The sequence below is a fragment of the Dokdonella sp. genome (genome assembly GCF_017744955.1).
Lineage (GTDB): Bacteria > Pseudomonadota > Gammaproteobacteria > Xanthomonadales > Rhodanobacteraceae > Dokdonella_A.
Window position 1 is genome coordinate 1 of sequence record NZ_JAGIAG010000003.1, and the last position, 22,530, is coordinate 22,530.

General features: G+C 68.8%; 13 protein-coding genes. 4 read left to right on the top strand and 9 right to left on the bottom strand.

Features of this window, described 5'->3' with window-relative positions:
* Positions 1-3,396: choice-of-anchor J domain-containing protein (locus tag J7520_RS08310; protein ID WP_291186581.1), on the bottom strand; the 3,396-nt coding region annotated here is incomplete at its 3' end.
* Between the two features lie 588 nt (positions 3,397-3,984).
* Between J7520_RS08310 and J7520_RS08315 the strand changes: the two genes are divergently transcribed.
* Positions 3,985-6,321 (top strand): penicillin acylase family protein, encoded by a 2,337-nt coding sequence (locus J7520_RS08315; protein ID WP_291186584.1) that lies wholly within the window; start codon positions 3,985-3,987, stop codon positions 6,319-6,321.
* 194 nt (positions 6,322-6,515) lie between these two features.
* Here the strand turns inward: J7520_RS08315 and J7520_RS08320 are convergent, their stop codons facing one another.
* The 6 genes from J7520_RS08320 to dapD form a co-directional block, all read right to left on the bottom strand.
* Entirely contained in the window at positions 6,516-8,465 is a 1,950-nt protein-coding gene (locus J7520_RS08320) for a hypothetical protein (protein ID WP_291186587.1), read from the bottom strand.
* 133 nt (positions 8,466-8,598) lie between these two features.
* Positions 8,599-10,605 carry a hypothetical protein gene (locus tag J7520_RS08325; protein WP_291186590.1) on the bottom strand — a complete coding sequence of 669 codons (2,007 nt, stop codon included), beginning with the start codon at positions 10,603-10,605 and terminating at the stop codon, positions 8,599-8,601.
* 155 nt (positions 10,606-10,760) lie between these two features.
* On the bottom strand, positions 10,761-12,728 hold the full coding sequence (locus tag J7520_RS08330; protein WP_291186593.1) for a hypothetical protein: 1,968 nt from the start codon (positions 12,726-12,728) through the stop codon (positions 10,761-10,763).
* A gap of 164 nt (positions 12,729-12,892) precedes the next feature.
* The gene (gene dapE / locus J7520_RS08335) at positions 12,893-14,032 is read right to left on the bottom strand and encodes a succinyl-diaminopimelate desuccinylase (RefSeq protein WP_291186596.1); all 1,140 of its coding nucleotides are present in this window, start codon (positions 14,030-14,032) and stop codon (positions 12,893-12,895) included.
* Between the two features lie 179 nt (positions 14,033-14,211).
* Positions 14,212-14,571 (bottom strand): Spx/MgsR family RNA polymerase-binding regulatory protein, encoded by a 360-nt coding sequence (locus J7520_RS08340; RefSeq protein ID WP_291186599.1) that lies wholly within the window; start codon positions 14,569-14,571, stop codon positions 14,212-14,214.
* Between the two features lie 152 nt (positions 14,572-14,723).
* Positions 14,724-15,755 carry a 2,3,4,5-tetrahydropyridine-2,6-dicarboxylate N-succinyltransferase gene (dapD, locus tag J7520_RS08345; protein ID WP_345776906.1) on the bottom strand — a complete coding sequence of 344 codons (1,032 nt, stop codon included), beginning with the start codon at positions 15,753-15,755 and terminating at the stop codon, positions 14,724-14,726.
* Between dapD and J7520_RS08350 the strand changes: the two genes are divergently transcribed.
* Positions 15,754-16,395, top strand: coding sequence for a GNAT family N-acetyltransferase (locus J7520_RS08350; RefSeq protein WP_291186604.1), 642 nt, complete (start codon positions 15,754-15,756; stop codon positions 16,393-16,395). The two genes, dapD and J7520_RS08350, sit on opposite strands and share 2 nt — an antisense overlap.
* A 46-nt stretch (positions 16,396-16,441) precedes the next feature.
* Here the strand turns inward: J7520_RS08350 and glnD are convergent, their stop codons facing one another.
* Together glnD and map are read right to left on the bottom strand one after the other, a co-directional pair.
* Entirely contained in the window at positions 16,442-19,108 is a 2,667-nt protein-coding gene (gene glnD / locus J7520_RS08355; RefSeq protein WP_291186607.1) for a [protein-PII] uridylyltransferase, read from the bottom strand.
* 147 nt (positions 19,109-19,255) lie between these two features.
* The gene (gene map / locus J7520_RS08360) at positions 19,256-20,023 is read right to left on the bottom strand and encodes a type I methionyl aminopeptidase (RefSeq protein WP_291186610.1); all 768 of its coding nucleotides are present in this window, start codon (positions 20,021-20,023) and stop codon (positions 19,256-19,258) included.
* Between the two features lie 364 nt (positions 20,024-20,387).
* On the opposite strand from map, the gene rpsB reads away from it, so the two are divergent.
* Together rpsB and tsf are read left to right on the top strand one after the other, a co-directional pair.
* Entirely contained in the window at positions 20,388-21,284 is an 897-nt protein-coding gene (rpsB, locus tag J7520_RS08365) for a 30S ribosomal protein S2 (RefSeq protein WP_291186613.1), read from the top strand.
* Positions 21,285-21,501: 217 nt separating this feature from the next.
* Complete coding sequence (tsf, locus tag J7520_RS08370; protein WP_291186616.1) at positions 21,502-22,377, top strand: translation elongation factor Ts; 876 nt, start codon at positions 21,502-21,504, stop codon at positions 22,375-22,377.
* Positions 22,378-22,530: the final 153 nt, after the last annotated feature.

The window sequence follows — 22,530 nt, forward strand, 5'->3', positions numbered from 1 at the left end:
GGTGAAGCTGTCGTCCGACACCTGGCCGGAGACCCAGCCGAAGTAGCTGCCGTCGAGGTCCGTCGCGATCGAATGGTTGATCGGGTTCGAGCAGACCACGCCGCCGCCGGTTGCGGTGAAGTTCGCGATCACCGTGCAATCCGCGGTGACGGCGGCGGTGGTGAACACGCCGGCGTTGAGGCTGCCGCCGCAAGTGCCCGTCACGCTGCCGATCTGGAAGCCGCTGCCGGCCGTGAGCGTGAAGCTCGTCGTCTGATTGTCGTTCACGGTCTGCGGCGTCGACGGCGAGATCGTGCCGGTGCCGGTGCCCACGCTCGGCGTCACCACGTGGGTCGTGGCGCCGCCGGTCACCGTCAGGCTGACCGGCACGTCGACCGACGGATTCGCCGTGTCGTTGGTGGCGACGCAGACGTGAGCCGCGTAGCTGCCCGCCGCGAGTCCATTGGTGTTCACGCTGACCGTCACCGGCGTGTTCGCGCCCGCCGCCACCGAACCGGAGCTCGGCGACGCGCTCAGCCACGGAACGTCGCTGGGATTGGTGCAGCCCGTCGGTGTCACCGTTCCGGTGTTCACGACGAGGCGGTCCAGACCGATGATGTTCGAATTGTCGCCGTCGGGACCGCCGCTGGTGACGAAGTAGCGGAACGCGATGCGCCCGGTGCCCGAGGTCGGCAGGTTCGGAATCGTGAACTGGGTCCACGAAGTCGGATAGCCGTTCACTCCGGTCGGATCCGCACCCGAGACGAGGTTCGGATTGATCGTCAGCAGCACGCTCGTGTAGTTGCCGACGTCCGTTGCGCCGGTGCCGAAGTTCGTGCAATCGCCGCTCGTGCAGACGCGCACTTCGAGACGATCGGCGAACTGCGCCGTTCCGCCGGTGCGCGTGTAGAAGCTGCCGGTGGTCCCCGGCGCAAACGTGATCTCCTTCGTCAGCAGCCAGTTGCTGATCGTGCCGGCGCCGGTCGTGCTGTTGAAGTTGACCAGGGCACACGAATTGGCGCTGCCGTCGAACGCCGGCGGAATCGCGCTGCCGCCGCACTGCGCCCAGGTCGACTGTCCCAGCGGATTGCTGCGGTTGCCGCGTATCCAGCCGCCGGTCGCGACGAGCGTTTCCAGATTGTCGAAGCCTTCGTCGATGGCCACGGCCATGGGCTGCGGATTCCGGCGCGGCGTCGTTCCTGCGGACGGACTGCTCTCGCGCGAGCTCGTCATCGACGGAGCGCCGTCGCGCACCGGAGCGCGACTGGCGAGCGCCTCGGTGATCGAGAAGGTCAGATTGCCGCCGCCGGTGTTGGCGATCGTCAGCGGATTGCTACCGGTCGAATTCTGCGCGACCGAGAACGACAGCGAAGCCGGCGTGATGCTCGCCACCGGCGGGCCGCTGATCGCCGTGAAATTCGCCACGACCGTGCAATCGGCGGTGACGGCGCTCGTCGTGTAGGTGCTGCCCGAAAGAGTGCCGCCGCAAGTGCCGCCGACCGTACCGATCTGGAAGCCGCTGTCCGCGGTGAGCGTGAAGCTGATCGAGCCGCCGTCGGCCACCGTCTGCGGCGTCGAGGGATCGATCGTGCCGCTGCCCGTACCCACGCTCGGCGTCACCGTGTGGTCGGTGCCGGCATCGGCCGCGAAATTCGCGACGACCGTGCAATCCGCTGCGACGTTGTTCACCGTGTAGGCGCTGCCGGCGAGGCTGCCGACGCAGGTGCCGCCGACGTTGTCCACGTGGAAGCCGCTGTCCGGCGTCAGCGTGAAGCTGACCGAACCGCCGTCGGCCACGGTCTGCGCACCCAGCGGGGTGATCGTTCCCGACGGCGTGCCGACACTGGAGGTGACGGTGTGCGTCGAAATCGATCCGTCGCAGGCGCTGGAGTTGGTGTATTCGATCTTGAGATCGTCGGCGAAGAACGTGTTGTTCGCGGTCTGGCCGGAACCGGCAACCTGGGAAATCGCCACGTTGCCGATGTTGCGTGCCGCCGTACTGTTGCCGCTGGTGTCCTGATAGATCTGCTGGCCGTCCTTGCACAGCGTCAGCGCGCCGGTCGAGCGATCCACGATCGCCTTGATGCTGAAGTACGTGTCCGCGGTGTACGTCGCGCCGGTGTCCACGAAGGTTCCGTTACCGCTGGCGTCGAACGTGATCGCCTGGATCTTCTGCGCCGTGGGCTCGAATTGGACGTAGGTCATCACCTTGCCGGCGGCGGGATCCTGCGGGTTGAAGCGCCAGAACGCGCCATTGGTCAACCTCGACAGTCGCAGATTCGCGCTGATCGCCGCATGCGTCGTGGTACCGACCGGGGTCGTCGGCGAAATCGCCAGAGCGTAGTTGCTCGTGGTCGGGCTGGCCGTCGACGTGATGCCGAGATGCTGCGTGCCGTTCGCGGGCATGGTCGTCGCGACGTTCACGCTGCGCGCGGCCCAGCCCTGCTGGCCGTTGATCGTGCCGACCGTGAACGGCGACTCGAAGCCGGTACTGTAGGAAACGGCGGTGCCGCCCTGCGTCGCCTCGTAGGTCGCACTGGCACCGCCGGCGGAACCCTGGTCGGTGACCAGCGCGCCTGCGGCGATGGTGTTGATGAAGATTCCGCTGGCAGCCGCCGAGACCTTGGCGGAAATCGTGCATCCGCCGATCGGAACCGAACCGCCGTTGGCCAACGTGATCGAGTTGCCGCCGTCGGCGGCGGTCAACGTACCCGCGCAAGTCGACGAAGCCGCAGCCGGCGTAGCGAGCGTCAGGCCCGTGGGAAGGGTATTGGTGAAGTCGGCCGTCAGATTCATCGCCGCGGCCGACGTGTTGCCGATCGTCAGCGTCAACGTGCTCGGCGTTCCCACCGGCGTGTTGGTCGGCGAGAAGGCCATGCTCAACGACGGCGGGACCGGAGCGGACGTGCTGATGTTGACCGTGTAGTCCTCGGCCTGACCGAAGCCGGTCGTGCCGCAGGCCGGTGCGTCCGCCGGCGTGCCGGTCGCTGCGCCCGACAAGTACTGCTTGGTGACGCGCATGCGCGTATTGCCGAGCGTCGCCCCTGCCGGCACCGACACGCTCGAGGCCACCGTCTTGCCGTCGGCGCCCGTGGTGTTGTTGAGGGTGCCGACGAAATAGCCTTCGTCCGCGTCGAAGGTGCCGTTCTGGTTCCAGTCGACGTAGACGACGACGGCGTCGGTGAAGTTGCCGCCCGTGTTGCCGCCGACCGTGATCGGATAGCTGCCACCGGGCGCGAGTGCGCCGGTGGTGGCGGTGAAGTCTTCGTCAGCCGCCCCGCCCGTCGTGGGACTGGTTTTGTTGATGCCGTCGATCGCGACCGACGTGATCGGCTCGACGCCGCTGCCGTAGCCGCGCACGCAATAAGGTTCCGGGAAGGCGAACGCCGAACCGCTCGCCATCAATCCCGTCGTCAAGCCCAGCCAAATCCAAGTTCTCTTTACCTTGCTTCTCATGCCAATACTCCCCAAGGACCGAATTCGGACGGACGCATGACGCCCGTCCAAGCATCGCCGTACGCGCCGGCAAGCCGGCGTCGGGCAAATTTCTTGCAAGATGATTCAGGAAAAGGCGCAGCGCCGGCAGCTGCGGCAGGAATGTTTCGTGCGGTGTTGCTTCATCGCCCTTCCCCAAGGTTCGCGCCGGTTGCCGAGCGCGCGCGCAGGCGCGCTGCCTCGGCAGCTTCGCATCGATTTCTGCAGTGAGCCGCGCTGCTCACCCTGAACGCGCGCTGGCTGACCTGAACTATATGCTCGTTTTGAGAGCCAGAACAACTTTTCCTGCGCAGCAGGCAGAGAAATCGACAGTGCACTGCAACATTTTCTCTTCCTGGAATTTTCCCGCCGCGCCCGGATCGCGCATCGGCGGATGCGCGCCGGGCCGAAAAATGACCCGACGAATCAGACTCCTCCAAGCGAACGAGCCGCGCCTATGATGCGCGGACCTCACCGAGCACGCCGATGCGCCATCCGAACCGACTTCGACGTTTTCTGATTTCGTCTTTCGTGCTGCTTCCGATCGGCCTCCTCGTCGCTCTTTGGCTGTCGCTGCGCGGCAGCCTGCCGCAATACGAAGGCGGGATTTCGTCGACGGCGCTGACGCAAGCGGTCACCGTCGAGCGCGATTCGCTCGGCACGGCGACGATCCGCGCGACCAACCGCCGGGACCTCGCCTGGGCGCTCGGCTACGTGCACGCGCAGGAACGCTACTTCGAAATGGACCTGCTGCGCCGGCGTGCGGCGGGCGAATTGGCGGAACTGTTCGGCGCCGTCGCGCTGCCGGTCGATCGCATCGCGCGCGCGCATCGCATGCGCGCACGCATGCAGGCGGCCGTCGCCGCGTTGCCGGCCGATCAGCGCGAGCAGATCGAGCGCTACGCCGACGGCGCCAACGCCGGGCTCGCCGCGCTGTCGGTGCGGCCGTTCGCCTACCTGCTGACGCGCAACCAACCGGCGCCGTGGCGCAGCGAAGACTGCCTGCTGGTCGTCGCCGCGATGGCCTTCACCTTGAACGACGCGGAGAACAAGCGCGAACTCGCCTATACGAAAATGCGCGCGACGCTGCCGGAAACCGCGTTCCGTCTCCTGACCACGAGTGGCGGGGACTGGGACGCGCCGCTCGCGGGCGCCGCACTGGCGATCCCGGACGTGCCGGGCGTCGCGGATCTCGACCTGCGCACGCTCGATCCGAAGCTGCTGAAGCCGGCCGACACGGCGGTCGCGAACCTGCCCGGCAGCAACAGCTTCGCGGTCGGCGGCGCGCTCGCGGGCGGCGCGGCCCTGATCGCCAACGACATGCACCTGGACTTGCGCGTACCCGGCCTGTGGTTCCGCGCGCGCCTCCTCTACCCGGACCCGCGCGGCGGCGAGGTCGACGTCGGCGGTGCCAGCCTGCCGGGCACACCGGCGCTCATCGCCGGCAGCAATGGCCACGTCGCCTGGGGTTTCACCAACAGCTACGTCGACACCGCCGACTGGGTGCGCGTGACGCGCGATGCGCAGGACCGCACGCGCTATCGAACGCCGGACGGATGGACGCCGCTGTCGGAAATCACCGAAACGCTGCACGTCCACGGCGCGCCGGACGAGACGCTGCGCATCGAGGAAACGCGCTGGGGTCCGATCCTGGCCGAGGACGCCGACGGCACGCCGCTCGCGCTGGCCTGGACGGCGCAGATGCCGGGTGCGTTCAACCTGGATCTGCAACGGCTCGAACTCGCCCACGACACCGGCGAGGCGCTGGCGATCGCGCAGGCGAGCGGCCTGCCGCCGCAGAATTTCCTCGTCGGCGATCGCGACGGGCGCATCGGCTGGACGCTCGCGGGACGCATTCCCAGGCGCGCCGGCGGCTACGACGCCGCACTGCCGACGGACTGGTCGCAGGCCGGCAGAGGCTGGGACGGCTGGCTGCCGGCGCAGGACTATCCGCGCATCGAGAATCCCGCTTCGCAGCGCCTGTGGACCGCCAACCAGCGCGTCGCCGACGCGCCGTGGCTGTCCGCGCTCGGCGACGGCGGCTACGACCTCGGCGCGCGCGCCGGGCAGATCCGCGACGACCTCGCCGCGCGCGAACGCTTCGCGCCGGCCGACCTGCTGGCGATCCAGCTCGACGATCGCGCCTTGTTCCTCGAACGCTGGAAGGATTTGCTGCAGCGAGAGCTCGAACGCGCGCCGAAGTCGGCGTTGAACGAGGCGATGCGCGGCGCGCTGGCCGGCTGGAACGGACACGCCTCGACCGATTCGGTGGCGTACCGGCTGGTGCGCGCGTGGCGCAACGAGGTCGTCGACACCGTCCTCGACGGCTTCGCCGCGGTGGTGCGCCGGCGCTTCGCCGACTTCGCCCTGCCGACGCTCGCGCAAGGCGAATACACGGCGTGGAAGCTCGTCGACGAGCGCCCCGCGCATCTGCTGCCGCCGGGCTACGCCGACTGGGATGCGCTGCTGCTCGCCTGCGCCGAGCGCGTCGGCGGCAAGCTCGATGCGCAGCCGGGGAGACTGGCCGCACGCAGCTGGGGCGAACGCAACACGATGCGGATCGCGCATCCGGTCTCGCGCGGCCTGCCGGCCTTTCTCGCGCGCTTTCTCGACATGCCCTACGAAGCGTTGCCCGGCGACAGCAACATGCCGCGCGTGCAGGGGCCGAGCTTCGGCGCGTCGGAACGCTTCGCGGTCGCACCGGGGGACGAGGCGAACGGCTACTTCATGATGGCCGGCGGCCAGAGCGGCCATCCGCTGTCGCCGTACTACGGCGCCGGCCACGCCGACTGGGCCGCGGGCCGGCCGACGCCGTTCCTGCCGGGGCCGGCGCAGCACGTGCTGACGATGACGCCGGCGACGCGATAGCGAATAGGACGGTCGAGAGAGGCGTCTCTCGCGGAGGCGCAGAGAACGCAGAGTAAGAAGCGCTCCTGCTCAAACCGCCTTTCGCTTTTCCTCCGCGCTTCCTGCGCCTCTGCGAGCAATCGCTCCCGCGGGTACCTTCGGGCGGCAGGCCTATGCTCACGGACCGGGCCTGCCCGGCCCGTGAGCGCGGCGCGTCAGTTGCCCGGAACCAGCGTCGCGACCTGGTAGGACGCCGGCGTGCCGGCCTGCGCCACGTGCAGGGTCGCCTGGCCGGCGACCGGCGCGCGGTTGACCACCACCGAGAACGAATACAGCGTGCCCCAGTCCAGCGTCGGCTTGGTTTGCGCGCCGCCCGGATTGGACATCGTGCGGCCGCTGGTGCTCCAGCTCGCACGGTTGCCGCCGAGCGCGACCCAGTCGTTGGTCGCGTCGAGATCGCCGTCGCGGAAGGTCTTCGTGCTGACCGTCGCGGTGCCCGGAACCGGCACGGTGAAGCTGTCGAAACCCTTGTTGCTGAGCACGCGCAGGTTCGGTTCCGAGCCCTCGGTCACCGCGCGCGAGAAGTCGAAGTTCATCACCGCGTAGTGGTAGCGCCAGTTGCCGCCGCCGAGATCGGTGACCTTGACCGCGACCTTGGCGTGCCCTTCCGCCGTCGCCAGCTCGGTGTTCTTGGCGTTCGCGCCCGGATTGCCCGGATCGACCCAGCGGTCGATCGCCGCGCCGAGCTGCATCGCACCCTGGTTGGAGAGCGTCCACAGGCCGCTGGTGTAGCGCGGAATGCCGGTGACCGTCGCCATCGAGTTGTAGATGTTGATGTCCTCGCGGGCCAGGTACCAGGAATCCATCACGTAGGTCGCGCCCGGATTCGCCGCCGGATCCACCTGCGACTCGCGCGTCTTCAGACGCTGCGTCCAGTTGTCGTTGCCGTTGTTGTGCTCGGTGCCGGTGCAGGTGCGATCCCAGATCGAACCGCAGCGTCCCCACTGCCCGGTCGCCGGGATGATTTCCGAACGCGGTCCGAGATCGCCGGGGCTGTCGTTGTTGCCGGTGCCGTAAGTGTCGCTGCAGCTGCGGCCGAGCGAATGCGAGTCATTGCAGCTGTCGGCGCAGCCGCCGTTGGTGGTCAGGAACGCGTGCTTCACGCCGGAGCGGCCGATCTGCTCGATGCTGCCGTCGGCGTTGATGCGGTACATGTTCCAGATCAGGTACGGATGCTGGTCGTTGTTGTACGGCGGGTTGTTGCCGGTGAACATCTGGCGCCAGGCGACGTTGGCGGTGTACAGCGCGCCGCTGGTGCCGAGCGGATCGCCGCTGATGGTCGTCTGCGTGGCGCCGTCGTTGACGTTGTTGCGCAGCGTCGAGCTCGGCACGAACGAGACGATGCCGTCCGTGCCGCCGGGGCCGTCGCAGCTCTGGCAGCCGGCCTGCTGGTAGTTGAGCGCCTTCATGAACAGGTCGGCCTGATAGGTCGCCCCCGGCACGCCCGGCACTGCCACGCCCGGCCACGGATACGGACTGCACACGCCGTCCGGCTGGCCGCCGCTGCCCTGCACGTTGACTTCGGTGTTCAGCGACAGATCCGCCAGCTCCCAGCTCGCCACTTCCGGTACGCCGATGCGCGCCGCGAGTTCCGGCGTGATGCGCAGGTCGGCGGCGCGCACCGCCAGCGTGCGGTTGCCGTCGGCCAGCTCGAACATGACCCGGTCGGTGTAGAACCAGACCTTGCCGTCGCCGCTGACGACGTCGAGGATGTTCGGATCGCTCGCGCGCACGCGCATCGACAGGTCGCGCAGGTCGATGCGGCTGCCGTCGGCCAGGCGCAGCACGTAGCCCCCGCGCATCTGCAGCGAGCCGCCTTCGAAGCGCTGCAAGGTCGCGTTGCGCACGGAGAATTCCAGGCCGCCGGTCTGGCGCAGCTGGAACCATTCGTGCCGGCGCCGATCTTCGCGCGCGATGCGCCCGCTCGGCGCCTCCAGCGTGACGCCGAGATTGGCCAGCAGGTCGCGATTCCAGCGCACGCCGATCTCGCCGCCCCAGGCGGACCACGTCTGCGCTTGCTTGCGCTGCGCCTGTTCGATGACGCCGGCATGCGCGGCCGTGACGCACGCGAGCGCGATGCCCGCGGCCAGCAGAATCTGTTTCATCTTTCACCTCGTCGATGGATGATCGGGAACGGCGCCGCTTCCGGAGCGCCGTTCCTTGGTCGGGAAACCGGACTGCGCGGTTGCGCAGAGCCGGCGAGCGGATCGGCTCTCACGATCGCCGGTCGGCGATCGTTCAGGGCGCCGACTCGAAACCGTCCTTGAAGATTCTGTCGTTGACGACCTTGACGTCGGGCACCAGCGTGGCGACGTCGAACGCCTCCGGATTGCCGGTCTGCGCCACGTGCAGGTTCGCGTTGCCGGCGATCGGCGGCGCCGCCACCGTGATCGAGAACGAATACAGCGTGCCCCAGTCCAGCGTCTGGCCGCCCTTGGGCACGCTCCACGTCACGCGGTCGCCTGCCGTGCTCACCGCCCAGGCGCTGCTGCTGTCGAGGGTGCCGTTGCTGAAGGTCGTCGCCACGACCGTCTGCGACGACGGCAGCGGCACGCTGAAATTGTCGAAACCCTTGTTGCTGACCACGCGCGGATCCGGCCCGTTTGCCGCGCCTTCCACGACGGCGCGCGCGAAATCGAAGTTCATCACCGCGTAGTCGTAACGCCACGTGCCGTCGCCGAGATCGGTGACCTTGACCGCGAGCTTGGCGTGGCCGCCGGGCGTGGCGACCAGCTCGGTGTTCATCGCGTTCTCGCCCGGATCGGCCGGATCGACCCAGCGGTCGATCGCCGCGCCGAGGCGATAGTTGGCCTGGCCGCCGAACGACCACTGTCCGCTGGTGTAGCGCGGCGTGCCGGTGACCGTGGCCATCGAGTTGTAGATGTTGATGTCTTCCTTGGCGATATACCAGGAATCCATCAGGAAGGTCGCGCCGGGATGGGCGGCAGGATCGATCTGCGACTCGCGCATCGTCATGCGCTGGGTCCAGTCGTCGTTGCCGTTGCTCTGCTCGCTGCCGGTGCAGTCCGGATCCCAGATCGAGCCGCAGCGTCCCCAGGTGCCGGTGGCGGGCACGATTTCCGAACGCGGGCCGAGGTCGCTCGGGTTGTCGTTGTTGAACGTGCTGTAGGTGTCGCTGCAGCCGCGGCCGAGGATGTGCGAGGCGTAGCAACTGCCCTGGCAGCCGCTGTTGGTCGTCAGCCACGCATGCTTGACGCCGGAGCGCGCGATCTGCTCGATGCCGCCGTTCGCGTTGATGCGATACATGTTCCAGATCAGGAACGGATGCTGGTCGTTCTTGTACGGCGGGTTGTACGTCGGCGGACTACCGCTGAACATCTGGTGCCAGGCGATGCTCGCCGTGTACAGCGCGGTGCTGGTGCCGAGCGGATCGCCCGGGATGGTCTCCTGCGCGGTGCCGTCGTTGACGTTGTTCCTCAGCGTCGAGTTCGGCACGAACGCGACCAGGCCGTCGTTGGCGCCGCCCGGGCCGGTGCAGTTCTGGCAGCCGGCGGGCTGGAAGTCGATCGCCTTCATGAACAGGTCGGCCTGATAGGCCGCACCGGTCACGCCCGGCACGCCCACGCCCGGCCACGGGTACGGCTCGCAGGTGCCGCCGGTGACTTCGTCGTCCCCCTGCACGTAGACCTTGGTGTCCAGCGCCAGATCCGAGGCAGCCCAGCCAGCCGCTTCCGGGCGGCCGATGCGCGCGGCGAACTGCGGCGCCATGCGCATGTCGGCGGCGTGGATCGCCAGCGTGCGCTTGCCGTCGACCAGCTCGAACATCACCCGATCGATGAAGAACCAGCTCTTGCCGTCGCCGCTGACCACGTCGAGGATGTTGGAACCGTCCTCGCGCACGCGCAGCGTCAGCTCGCGCAGATCGATCACCGTGTTGTCGGGCAGGCGCAGCACGTAGCCGCCGCGCATCTGCAGCGAGCCGCCGCCGAACTGCTTCAGCGCGCCGTTGCGCACCTGGAACTTCAGGCTGCCGGCCTCGCGCACGGCGAACCACTCGTGCCGGCGCCGATCGCTCTTCTCGAGCCGCTCGTGCGGCTGCCTTTCGACCTTGACGCCGAGGTTGCCGAGCAGGTCGCGATTCCAGCGAAAGCCGACCTCGCCTCCCCAGGCGGACCAGGCTTGCTGCGCGGCGGCTTCTTCCTGCTGCGCTTTCTCGATCACCCCGGCATGCGCGAGTGGCAGCGCGCAGCACAGGCCGATCAGGACACTGATGCTTCGTTTCACGATTTCACCCCATGAGCGATGCACGCCGGCTGGTTTCGCAATGGGAAAGTTGCGAATGAAACCGACGGGCGGAGCGCCGAATCTAACACGCCTGCCCCGAGACCCCATGTTGCGAAGCAAAAGGCCAGATTGTCGGAAAGCCCCTTCCCGGAGGCTCAGTTGGTGGTCGCGCTCGCCGTCTGCATCAGCTCCGGCGGCGACTTGCCGTAGCCGGTCTTCGGCGCCTTGCCGTCGAAGCCGTCGGCGAAGATGCGCTCGCCGGCGACCGGCTCGTTCCAAAGGTCGAACAGGTACTGGCCGCGCGTCTTGTTCTGCGGCCCCACGCTGAATGGACGCGGGCGATTGGCGTCGCCCGGGCCGCACATCTGGTTCTCGCCCTGGAACGAATTCTCCAGCGCCTCGTCGCGCAGGAACTCGATGTATTCCTTGCTCGAGGTCTGGTAGTACAGCCGCGCCGTCGCGGTCAGCGGGCCCTGCGTGCCCGGCGGCAGCGCGACCGCGTAGTCGACCTGGTCGTAGTTGATCAGGATGCCCGAGCCGGGCGTGGTTTCCGGATAGTTCGCGCCGACCGGAAGCAATTCGTAACCATTCGGGTCGGACGCGGACGCCGGCTTGAAGCCGAGCGGCGGAATGCGGTTGTCCTTGGCGACGCAGTCGTTCAACGCGAAATGGAACATCGGCGTGCCGTCGACGTCGTCGACGTCGCAGGTGTCGTTGCCGCGGTGATTCCAGATGCCCTGCAAGGCCTCGTACACGCGCGCCTGCTTGTCCTGCGTCAGCACGCCGCTGGCGGGATCATAGGCGGCGCTCTCGAACACCAGCGCGCCGTTGGCGTCCTTGACCTGCAGGTTCAGCCACATGCGCCGGCCCTCGGCGTAGCCGGTCGGCAGCTTGTGGCCGGTCTTGTTGGTCACCTTCACGCGCAGCGCGAGCGCGCCGGCGCCGGCGCCGGCCGGCGTGTAGCTGGTGATCGTCGTGGCGACGTCCGCGGACTGTTCGGTGAGCAGTTGGCGCGCCCAGTCGATGGTCTGGTCGTAGGCGCTGGTGCGGTCGACGTGGCCGCCGTTGTTCTCGATCTGCGCGGCGTACTCGCCCTTGATGATGCCTGGAACCCAGGTGTTGCCGCCGGCGAGCTGGTGCACCGGCAGGTTGCCCTGGCGGAGATTGTCGCGATAGATGCAGGCGTAGGCGTCTTCCGACGGTGTCGACGGCATGTGGCAGGACTGGCAGGTCCGTTCCGGCGCCTGCGCGTACTGGCTCTGCAGCCACTCGTTGTAGGTGCGCTCGATCGGGAACGCGCGTGCCGTGTCGGTACCGTCGCCGAGCTTGAGCGTCTTCAGCGGACCGCTGCCGAGGTCCGGCGAGCTGACATTGTGGCAGGTGCCGCAGATCGCGCTCTGCGTGTGGAATTCGGAATACTTCCACGCGTGCGGCGGCGGCGAGCCGCCGGTGGCGTAGTCGTACGGACCGCGGCGGCAGGGCTCGAACATGCCGTTCTCGGGGTCGCAAGGCAGGTCGTCGACCCAGGCGTTGCCGTTGTCCTCGTACGGCGGCTGGCCCTGCGGTCCCTGTGCCATCAGGCGATGGCAGTAGTGGCAGCTGGTGCCGCCGAAATCGCTGTTGCTGTCGTCGGGCGAGGCGTAGGTTCCATAGAGCAGGCAGCCGGCGGCGCCTTTGACCGGGTCGTTCGGCGTCGGATTCAGCCCCTGCTTGACGACGTTGCCGCGGAACCAGCCCTGCGGCGTGTGGCAGCGCAGGCAATAGTCGCCGACGCCGGGCACGTCGTTGTTGGCGACGTCGAGCGCGGCCCAGAACACCGGATCGCGCGTCGCGTTCGCCATCATCGACCCGGCCCAGGTCGAGAACGGGCGCATCGTGCGGTCGACCGCGACGCTGCCGCCGCCACCGCTGCCGTGGCAGTTGCTGCACTGCTCGCTGTACTGCAGATCGAAATCGAGCCCCGGCTGCGTGCCGTGCGGCGTGAAATCGGCCGCGCCGCCGCCCGGCGAGAGCTGGCGTGAAACGTCGATCCATTGCGCCGGCCTGGCCTGCGCCGTCAGCGTCGACGTGGAGAAGATCGCAATCGCGAGGAGGAAGCGGAACGGCGTGCTCGGCAAGCGCATCGGATGCAAGGAATTCGTGGCAGGGACGACGTCCGCCGACGCCTGCGCGTCGAACTGCGGAACCACGTCGACACCCCGACTCCGCAACGCCGGGGCCCGAGTGTAGGGCCATGCCGCGCGGGCGTCACGCTGCGCCTGCGCACGAAGCGCAGCGTTCGATCCGATCAGGTCGCCGAAGCGAGCAGGTAGCGCTCGGCGATCGAGCGATACAGCGCCGGCAGACGTTCCAGCTCGTCCAGCGCGACGTGTTCGTCGACCTTGTGGATGCTGGCGTTGCACGGACCGACTTCGACCACCTCGGCACCGAGCGGCGCGATGAAGCGCCCGTCGGAGGTGCCGCCGCCGGTGCTGAGCTCCGGCTCGACCGCGCACGACGCGCGGATCGCCGCGATGGTCGCCTCGCGCAGTGCGCCGCCGCGGGTCAGGAACGGCTCGCCGGACAGCCACCAGTCGAGCTCGAAGGCGACGCCGTGACGGTGCAGGATCGCCTCGACCCGCTCGCGCAGGCCCTCGGCCGTGCTGGCGGTGCCGTAGCGGAAGTTGAATACCGCACGCAGCTCGCCCGGAATCACGTTGTCGGCGCCGGTGCCGGAGTTGAGATTGGAAATCTGGAACGAGGTCGGCGGGAACGCCTCGTCGCCCTCGTCCCAGCGCACCGCCGCGAGCTCGGCCAGCGCCGGCGCGAGTCGATGGATCGGGTTGTCGGCCTTCTCCGGGTAGGCGACGTGCCCCTGCACGCCGCGCACGCGCAGCCGGCCGGTCAGCGAGCCGCGACGGCCGACGCGGATCAGGTCGCCCAGGCGCTGCTTCGACGACGGCTCGCCGACCACGCAGGCGTCGAGCCGTTCGCCGCGAGCGCGGAACTCGGCGGCGACGCGGCGCACGCCGTCGACGGCGACGCCCTCCTCGTCCGACGTCAGCAGCAACGCGACGCGGCCCGGATGGCGCGGATGCGCGCGCACGAAGTCCTCCAGCGCGACGACCATCGCGGCGACGCCGGATTTCATGTCCGCCGCGCCGCGGCCGTATAGACGTCCGTCGCGGATCGCCGGCTCGAACGGCGGACTGGCCCAGTTCTCGGCCGGCCCGCTCGGCACCACGTCGGTGTGGCCGAGGAAGGCCAGCACCGGCCCGTCGCCGCCGTGCGTCGCCCACAGGTTGTCGACCTCGCCGTAGCGCAGGCGCTCGATCGCGAAACCGGCGCGGGCGAGGATCTCGGCGATCAGGTCCTGGCAGCCGGCGTCGTCGGGCGTAACGGAGGCCCGGCGGATCAGGTCGGAGGTGAGGGTGAGGACGGCGGACATGGGGGCGGTGAGCGGTGAGCGGTGAGCGGTGAGCGGTGAGCGGTGAGCGGTGAGCGGTGAGCGGTGAGCGGTGAGCGGTGAGCGGTGAGCGGTGAGCGGGAAAAGCCTACATGGTCGTCATTCCCGCTTTCGCAGGAATGACGACGGACAATCCCGTACGCCCCCTACCACCGTGGCGGTCATTTCCCCTCGAACAGCTGCGCGTACAGCTTGTCGGTGAAGCCCTGCCGCACTTCGCCGTCGTCCAGCACCGCCAGCGGCCGGCGTACCAGCGCCGGGTATTCCTTGATCAACAGCGTCCACTCGGCGTCGCTGCCGGGCGACTTGCGCGCCTCCGGCAGGCTGCGCCAGGTGGTCGAGGCGCGGTTGACGAACTTCTCCCAGCCGCCGACCTGCTTGGCCCACCGCTTCAGCGATTCGGCCGGAATGCGCTGCTCGCGATAGTCGACGAACGCGTAGTCGACCTTCTTGCGGTCGAGCCAGTTGCGCGCCTTCTTGCAGGTGTCGCATTTTTCCAGGCCGTAGATCGTCGTGGTCATGCTCGATGCTTGCGTGAAGGAGGGTGGGGATTGTACGTGTCGTCTGCGTGAGCGAAACGGAAAGCCGGACACGGATCAAAGCGCATGAGCTCGGATCAACGAAATTTCTTATCCGCGTTCACGCGCTCTGATCCGCGTCCAATACGCTTTTCTCACGCCCGCAACAACTCGTTGATCGCGGTCTTCGCACGCGTCTTCGCGTCGACGCGCTTGACGATGACCGCGGCGTACAGACTGTGGCTGCCGTCGGTCGCCGGCAGCGAGCCGGCGACGACGACGCTGCCGGCCGGCACGCGGCCGTAGCTGACCTCGCCGCTGGCGCGGTCGTAGATCTTGGTCGACTGGCCGAGGAACACGCCCATGCCGATCACGCTGCCCTTCTCGACCACCACGCCCTCGACGACTTCCGAGCGCGCGCCGATGAAGCAGTCGTCCTCGATGATGGTCGGATTGGCCTGCAAGGGCTCGAGCACGCCGCCGATGCCGACGCCGCCGGACAGGTGCACGTTGGCGCCGATCTGCGCGCAGGACCCCACCGTGGCCCAGGTGTCGACCATCGTGCCGGCGCCGACGTGCGCGCCGATGTTGACGTAGCTCGGCATCAGCACCGCGTCCCTGGCGACATGCGCGCCGCGGCGCACCAGCGCACCCGGCACGACGCGCGCACCGGCGTCGCGGAACGCCGCTTCCGACGCGTCCACGAAACGCAGCGGCACCTTGTCGAACGCCGCCATCGGGCCGCCGTCCATCACGCGGTTGGCATTGATGCGGAAGTACAGCAGCACCGCTTTTTTCAGCCATTGATGCACGCGCCAGCCGCCGTGGCCGTCCGGCTCGGCGACGCGTGCCGTACCGGCTTCGAGCGCGTCGAGAACCTCGTCGATGACCGGACGCAGACGTTCGGCGATTTCCTCCTCGGCGAGCGCCGTGCGGCGCTCCCAGGCCTCGTCGATCAGGGCTTGATGTGATGGCATTGCGTTCCTCGAATGGGGGAGTCGCGCGATCTTCGCGCGGCTCGCGTGCGACGACGGAATCCCCGTCGCGGCGGCGAAGTCGAAGTGTACCGAACGCGAACACTGTCGCGACGCAGTCGTGGGCCGCGAATGGCACGAGGCGCGCCCGCTTCTGCGAGGACACATTCTGCGAAGATGCCGCGATCGCACCCCGAAAGACGAGCGCCCCATGTCCGTTGCCGATCCCCTGCTCGTTTACTCTTGGGTCGGCGCACGTTCCATCGGACGCGGCCTGCCGCTGCCGGTGCCCGACCGCGGCGGACTGCGCGTCGACACGGACCGGCCGGAGGAGCGCCGGCGCTACGTCTTCGCGCGCCGGACCGAGGGCTTGTGCGAACTCGCCGAATCGATCCGCGAACCGCGCGTCGCGCTGAAGCTCGCCGGCACGCGCGAGGAGCTGGCGTCGCTGCTGCCGGCGCGATGGCGCATCGCCGAACCGGGCTTCATGATGATCCGCGAACGGCCGCACGCCACTGCCGCCGCGTGCCCGGACGGATACCGGCTGGAACGGTCGACGGCGGGCGCGACCACCGAGGTACGCATCCTGACCGCGCACGGCGAACTGGCCGCCGGCGGCTACGCCATCGAGTACGCCGGCGTGTTCGCTTACGACCGCATCGTGACCGAGGCGGCGCATCGGCGACGCGGCCTCGGCCGCGCCGTGATGGCCGCCCTGGACTCGGCGCGCCGCTCCGAAGCGTCGCGACCGGTGCTGGTGGCGACGCCGGAAGGCCGCGCGCTATACGCCGATCTCGGCTGGACGCTGCACTCGCCGTGGACGACCGCGCTGATTCCCGACCCCGCGCCCTGACGCGGACCACGCCGGCGGAATCGCGCCCGGAGCGCGGCGATCGCGCTCAGCCGGCCGCTTCGACTCCGCCGCCGAGACGATCGAGCAGAAGGCCGCGCAATCGGGATTGCGCGGTGCCGTCGAGAGGGCGGTCGTCCTCGTCGGTCAGCACGAAGAAGTCCTCGACGCGTTCGCCGAACGTCGCGATGCGCGCGTCGTGCACGCGCACGCGCGCATCGCGCAGCGCCTGCGCGACCTGCGCCAGCAAGCCGGGCCGGTCGCTGCACACCAGCGCGAGCTGGGTCGCCTCGCCGGTCGCGCTGAACTCGATCTGCGGCGTGCGCTGGAAATGGCGCAGCCGCCGCGGCAGGCTGCGGCGGGCGACGCGCGCATCGAGGCGGTCGCCGGACAGCACGCGCGCCAGCGCGCTTTCCAGCTCTGCCGCGCGCGCGGCGCTCAGCGCGGCCGAGCTCGCGGCGTCGAGCACTTCGAACGTGTCGAACACCAGGCCGCGGCCGGAGGCGAGCAGGCGCGCGTCGACGACGTCGAGACCGCACCGGTCCAGCGTCGCGGCGATCGCGGCGAACAGGCCGTCGCGATCCGCCGCGCGTACGAACAGCTCGCTGCTGCCGCCGCGCGTCGAGCGCGCCTGCACCGTGACGACCAGATCCTGCGCGCCGGCGCGTTCGAGCGCCCGCGCCTGCCGCGCGATCTGCTCGGGGCGATGGCGCAGGAAACTCGCTTCCGGAAAGCCCGACAGCACGGAGTCCGCGCGCGCCGCGTCGAGACCGGACTCGGCGAGCAGTTCCCGTGCACGCGTGCGGCACGCTTCGGCGCGCACGCCGGCGTGCGGCGGACGGATCAGCCCTGCGCGCAGGGCGTAGCGCGCGGCGACGTAGAGGTCGGCGAGCAGGCGCGCCTTCCATTCGTTCCACAGCTTCGGATTGGTGCCGGCGATGTCGGCGATCGTCAGCAGGTACAGATGATCCAGCCGCTCGGTGTCCTCGACCTGGCTGGCGAAGCGATGCACGACCTCCGGATCGGTGATGTCCTGCCGCTGCGCCGTCACGCTCATCAGCAGATGCCAGCGCACCAGCCAGGCGACCAGGTCGACGTCCTCGCGCGGCAGGTCGAGCCGCGCGCCGAACGCGCGCGCGTCTTCCTCGCCGAGCACCGAATGATCACCGCCGCGGCCCTTGGCGACGTCGTGGAACAGCGCGGCCAGCAGCAGCAGCTCGGGTTTTTCCAGCGCCTCGAACGCCTGGCAGGCCAGCGGCAATTCCTCGCGCGCGGACGCGTCCGCGTAGCGCGCGACGTTGCGCAGCACACGCAGCGTGTGCTCGTCGACGGTGTAGACGTGGAACAGGTCGTACTGCATGCGGCCGACGACGCGGCGGAACACCGGCAGGATCGCCGCGAGCACGCCGTGGCGATTCATCGCGGCGAGCGCCTCGACCGCCGGCGCGCCGCGCCGCAACAGCGCGAGGAACGCGGCGAGCACGTTGCGATCCTCGGCGAAGCCGCCGCGATGACGCGCCAGCGCCTGCTGCAGCAGGCGCATCGTCTGCGCCGACAGGCCGCGCAGTTCCGGATGATCGAGCAGCAGCGCGAACGCATCGACCATCGTGCGCGGCCGGCGCAGGAACAGGCCGGCGTCGCGCAGCTCCAGCCGCGGGCCGAGCGCGACGAAGCCTTCGTCGAGCACGCGCGGCTCGCCGGACGCCGGCTCGAGCAGTTCCGCGCAGCGCTCCTTGAACTGCACGCACAACCGCTCCGCCACCGTTGCCGCGCGGTAGTAACGCTGCATGAACTGCTCGACGGCGAGATTCTTCTCGTGCTCGTCGGCATAGCCGAGATCGGCGGCGAGACGGCGCTGATGGTCGAACAGCAGGCGTTCCTCGGGCCGCCCGGCGGCCAGATGCAGCGCGTAGCGGTAGCGCCACAGCGTCGCTTCCGAGCGCTCCAGCGCGGCGCGCTCGGTCGCGTCGAGCAGGCCGTGCTCGACCATCGCGGCGAAATCGCCGGCGCCGGCGACGCGCCGGCCGAGCCAGCGCATCAGATCCAGCGTGCGCAGCCCCCCCGGGCCGTCCTTCAGGTTCGGCTCCAGGTTGTAGGCGGTGTCGTCGAAGCGTGCGTAGCGCGCGCGCTGCTCGTCGCGCTTGGCGAGGAAGAATTCGGCCGGCGGCCACAGCGCCGGATCGTCGACGATGCCGCGCAACGCGGCGAGCAGGGTTTCGTCGCCGGCGAGCAGGTGCGCATCGAGCAGCGTGGTGAACACGGTGACGTCGGCGGCGGCGAGTTCGCGGCATTGCGCGGGCGTGCGCACCGCGTGGCCGGGCTTCAGACCGAGATCCCACAGGCAGGTGAAGAAGGCCTCGAGCGCGCGCGCCTGGCGCGCTGCCGCGTCCGGCTGGACCAGCGCGAGCAGATCGACGTCGGAATGCGGAAACAGCACGCCGCGACCGAAGCCGCCGACCGCGAACAAGGCGCAGTCGGCGGCGTCGCCGACACAGGACCGCCAGACGTGCGCGACCACGCTCTCGATCGCGCCCGCGCGCCGGCGCACCAGATCGCGCGCGTCGGCGCCGCCATGGAACGCCTGGGCGAGTGCGCGATCGACGTCGCCGAGCACCTGGCGCAGCGCCAGCCGCGCCTCGGCCGACACGCCGCTGCGCGGCATCGCCGGCGGCAGGCGCGGCAATGGCGGCAGTGCGCTGGGGGGATTGGAGGGCATGCGCCCTACTCTAGCGGTCCCGCTCATCGAGTGGATGCGGGGGTTTCAGGAAAGCGGCTCTCGCGGAGACGCGGAGGGAAGAAGCTTTTCTCCGCGATCTCCGCGTCTCTGCGAGAAATCCGCTTCGAACAATGCGGCCCGGCGAGATCAGGCGGCGCTGGGCCAAGGTGTCAGGATCTCGTAGCCGTCGTCGGTCACCGCGATCGTGTGCTCCCACTGCGCCGACAGCGAGTGGTCCTTGGTCACCACGGTCCAGCCGTCCGGCAGCAGCCGCGTCTGCGGCTTGCCGGCGTTGACCATCGGCTCGATCGTGAAGGTCATGCCCTTCTGCAGCTTGAGACCGGCGCCGGCCTGGCCGTAGTGCAGCACCTGCGGGTCTTCGTGGTAGATCTGGCCGATGCCGTGGCCGCAGTACTCGCGCACGATCGAGAAGCCCTGCGCCTCGGCGTGCTTCTGGATCGCGTGGCCGATGTCGCCCAGCGTCGCGCCGGGGCGCACCTGGGCGATGCCGATCAGCATCGCTTCGCGCGTGGTGTCGACCAGGCGCTTGGCCAGCACCGACGGCGTGCCGACGAAGTACATGCGGCTGGTGTCGCCGTGCCAGCCGTCCTTGATCACGGTGACGTCGATGTTGACGATGTCGCCGTCCTTGAGGACCTTGCCCGGATTGGGGATGCCGTGGCAGATCACATGGTTGACCGACGTGCATAGCGTCTTCGGGAAGCCCTTGTAGCCGACGTTGGCCGGAATCGCCTTCTGCACATTGACGATGTGCTCGTAGGCGAGGCGGTCCAACTGCTCGGTGCTGACGCCGGGCTTGACGTGCGGCACCAGCATCTCCAACACCTCGGCGGCCAGACGGCCGGCGACGCGCATCTTCTCGATCTGATCCGGATTTTTTACGGTGACGGCCATGTTCCCTCGAAAACCTGACTGTGGCGCGGACGCCCCACACAAGCTACAATCTTACGATTCCACGCCCCGACTTTCGTAAGTCGTTGACGCGGAACGCAAGATGCGGTCGCGCGGGCAACCCGCAAGGCCGCGACGGTCGAGAATCCGGCACCCGCCGGGTTCCAGGACCGAATCCGCACACGCATCGTCACCGCGTTCGGGGTGCTCCTCAAGAGCCTAGGCTCGCCGGAGTCGCACGCGGCGGATGCGTGGAGGTCTCAACCCCGGAGCTGTATGCAAGTCCCGCGCAAGAGCCCGCACACCCGTGTGCGGACTTTTCATGGAAGGACCTGCTGCAACTCCCTCTCATGAAGGAATACCTGCAATGCCCCAAGTCACCATGCGCCAGATGCTCGAAGCCGGCGTGCATTTCGGTCATCAGACCCGCTACTGGAATCCCCGCATGGCGCCGTACATCTTCGGCGCGCGCGGCAAGATCCACATCATCAACCTCGAAAAGACCCTGCCGCTGTTCACCGACGCGATGAACTTCATCTCGGGTCTGGCGCAGAAGCGCGGCACGATCCTGTTCGTCGGCACCAAGCGCTCCGCGCGCGAGGCGATCAAGGAAGAAGCGGCCCGCTGCGGCATGCCGTACATCAGCCAGCGCTGGCTCGGCGGCATGCTGACCAACTTCCGCACCGTCAAGGGTTCGGTCGCGCGCCTGAAGGAAATCGAGGCGATGTCGACCGACGGCCGCTTCGAGCGCCTGGTCAAGCACGAAGTGCTCGGCCTCGTGCGCGAGAAGGAAAAGCTCGAGAAGTCGCTCGGCGGCATCAAGGACATGAACCGCCTGCCGGACGCGCTGTTCGTGATCGACATCGGCCACGAGGACATCGCGGTCAAGGAAGCCAAGAAGCTCGGCATCCCGGTCATCGCCGTGGTCGACACCAACTACGACCCGGCCCTGGTCGACTACGCCATCCCGGGCAACGACGACGCGATCCGCGCCGTGCAGCTGTACGCCGCCGCCGCCGCCGACGCGGTGCTGGAAGGCAAGGCCGCCGCGCCGGCGATCGTCGCCAGCGAGAAGGACGACTTCGTCGAGCTCGACGCCGAAGGCAACCCGGTCACGAAGAAGGAATCGCGCGAGCGCGACGACCGCCGCAAGCCGGGTCCGCGCAAGCCGGGCGGCGACCGCCGTCCGCCGTCGAACCGCCGCGGTCCGGCCCCGCGCGATCGCGCGCCGAAGGCCGACGCCGACTCGCCGGCTGCCGAGTAATCGTCATCTCCGGGCCGCATGATGCGGCCCGGAGGACGCGACCGGCTTCAAGCAACCCATCCGTCGTCGTCCCGACGAGACGCTTTTCGGCAGCCGAAGGGCGGATCGGGACGGAATCCGGCTTCCGACGCAGGAAACCCCGGGTTCCGGCCTTCGCCGGGACGACGAGTCTTGTGAATCGAGCGGCGCCGCGCGCCGCTCCCGCATGAGGTACCCCATGGAAATCACCGCATCACTGGTCAAGGAACTGCGCGAGCGCACCGGCGCCGGCATGATGGAGTGCAAGAAGGCACTCACCGAGAACAACGGCGACATCGACGCCGCTGCCGAGTGGCTGCGCAAGCAGGGTCTGGCCAAGGCCGACAAGAAGGCCAGCCGCGTCGCCGCCGAAGGCAAGATCATCTCCGCGCAGGACGGCGGCAAGGCCGTGCTGGTGGAGATCAACTCCGAAACCGATTTCGTCGCCAACGACGACAACTTCAAGGCGTTCGCCGACGCCGTCGCCAAGGCCGCGCTGGCCTCGGGCGCCGCCGACGCCGAAGCGCTGAAGACGGCCAAGCTCGCCTCCGGTGAGACCGTCGAGGAAGCCCGCGCCTCCGTCATCGCCAAGGTCGGCGAGAACGTGCAGGTGCGCCGCCTGGTGCGCATCGACAGCGGCAACAACGTCGCCGCCTACGTGCACGGCGGCCGCATCGGCGTGCTGGTCGAAGTCAAGGGCGGCGACGCCGACTTCGCGCGCGGCGTCGCGATGCACATCGCGGCGATGAATCCGCCGTACAACAAAGCGGCCGACGTTCCTGCCGACTTCGTCGCCAAGGAAAAGGAAATCGAGCTGGCCAAGATGAGCGAGAAGGACAAGGCCAAGCCGGCCGAGATCCTCGAGAAGATCATCGGCGGCAAGATCGCCAAGATCGTCAACGAGAACACGCTCTACGGCCAGCCCTACGTGCTCGACACCGACAAGACCGTCGAAGCCGCGGCCAAGGCCGCCGGCGCCGACGTGGTCGGCTTCCAGCGCCTCGCCGTCGGCGAGGGCATCGAGAAGGTGGTCGAGGACTACGCCGCCGAAGTCGCCAAGGCGATGCAGGTCTGAGAGGAAGCTTCTGCGATCGTCCTCGATCGCGGACCGACGAGCGGCCCCCGTGGCCGCTCGTCTCGATTCGAAGCCCGCGGCCATCCGCGGGCTTTTTTGTTGCGCGCGCTTCTGTCACCTTTTCCGTCGACCGCGCCACTTGTGCGTCACCAT

Bases quoted from the DNA above. Each gene is read 5' to 3' on its own strand.
- J7520_RS08320 (WP_291186587.1), bottom strand. From the start codon at position 8,465: ATGAAACAGATTCTGCTGGCCGCGGGCATCGCGCTCGCGTGCGTCACG.
- J7520_RS08330 (WP_291186593.1), bottom strand. From the start codon at position 12,728: ATGCGCTTGCCGAGCACGCCGTTCCGCTTCCTCCTCGCGATTGCGATC.
- dapE (WP_291186596.1), bottom strand. From the start codon at position 14,032: ATGTCCGCCGTCCTCACCCTCACCTCCGACCTGATCCGCCGGGCCTCC.
- J7520_RS08340 (WP_291186599.1), bottom strand. From the start codon at position 14,571: ATGACCACGACGATCTACGGCCTGGAAAAATGCGACACCTGCAAGAAG.
- J7520_RS08350 (WP_291186604.1), top strand. From the start codon at position 15,754: ATGTCCGTTGCCGATCCCCTGCTCGTTTACTCTTGGGTCGGCGCACGT.
- dapD (WP_345776906.1), bottom strand. From the start codon at position 15,755: ATGGGGCGCTCGTCTTTCGGGGTGCGATCGCGGCATCTTCGCAGAATG.
- glnD (WP_291186607.1), bottom strand. From the start codon at position 19,108: ATGCCCTCCAATCCCCCCAGCGCACTGCCGCCATTGCCGCGCCTGCCG.
- map (WP_291186610.1), bottom strand. From the start codon at position 20,023: ATGGCCGTCACCGTAAAAAATCCGGATCAGATCGAGAAGATGCGCGTC.
- rpsB (WP_291186613.1), top strand. From the start codon at position 20,388: ATGCCCCAAGTCACCATGCGCCAGATGCTCGAAGCCGGCGTGCATTTC.
- tsf (WP_291186616.1), top strand. From the start codon at position 21,502: ATGGAAATCACCGCATCACTGGTCAAGGAACTGCGCGAGCGCACCGGC.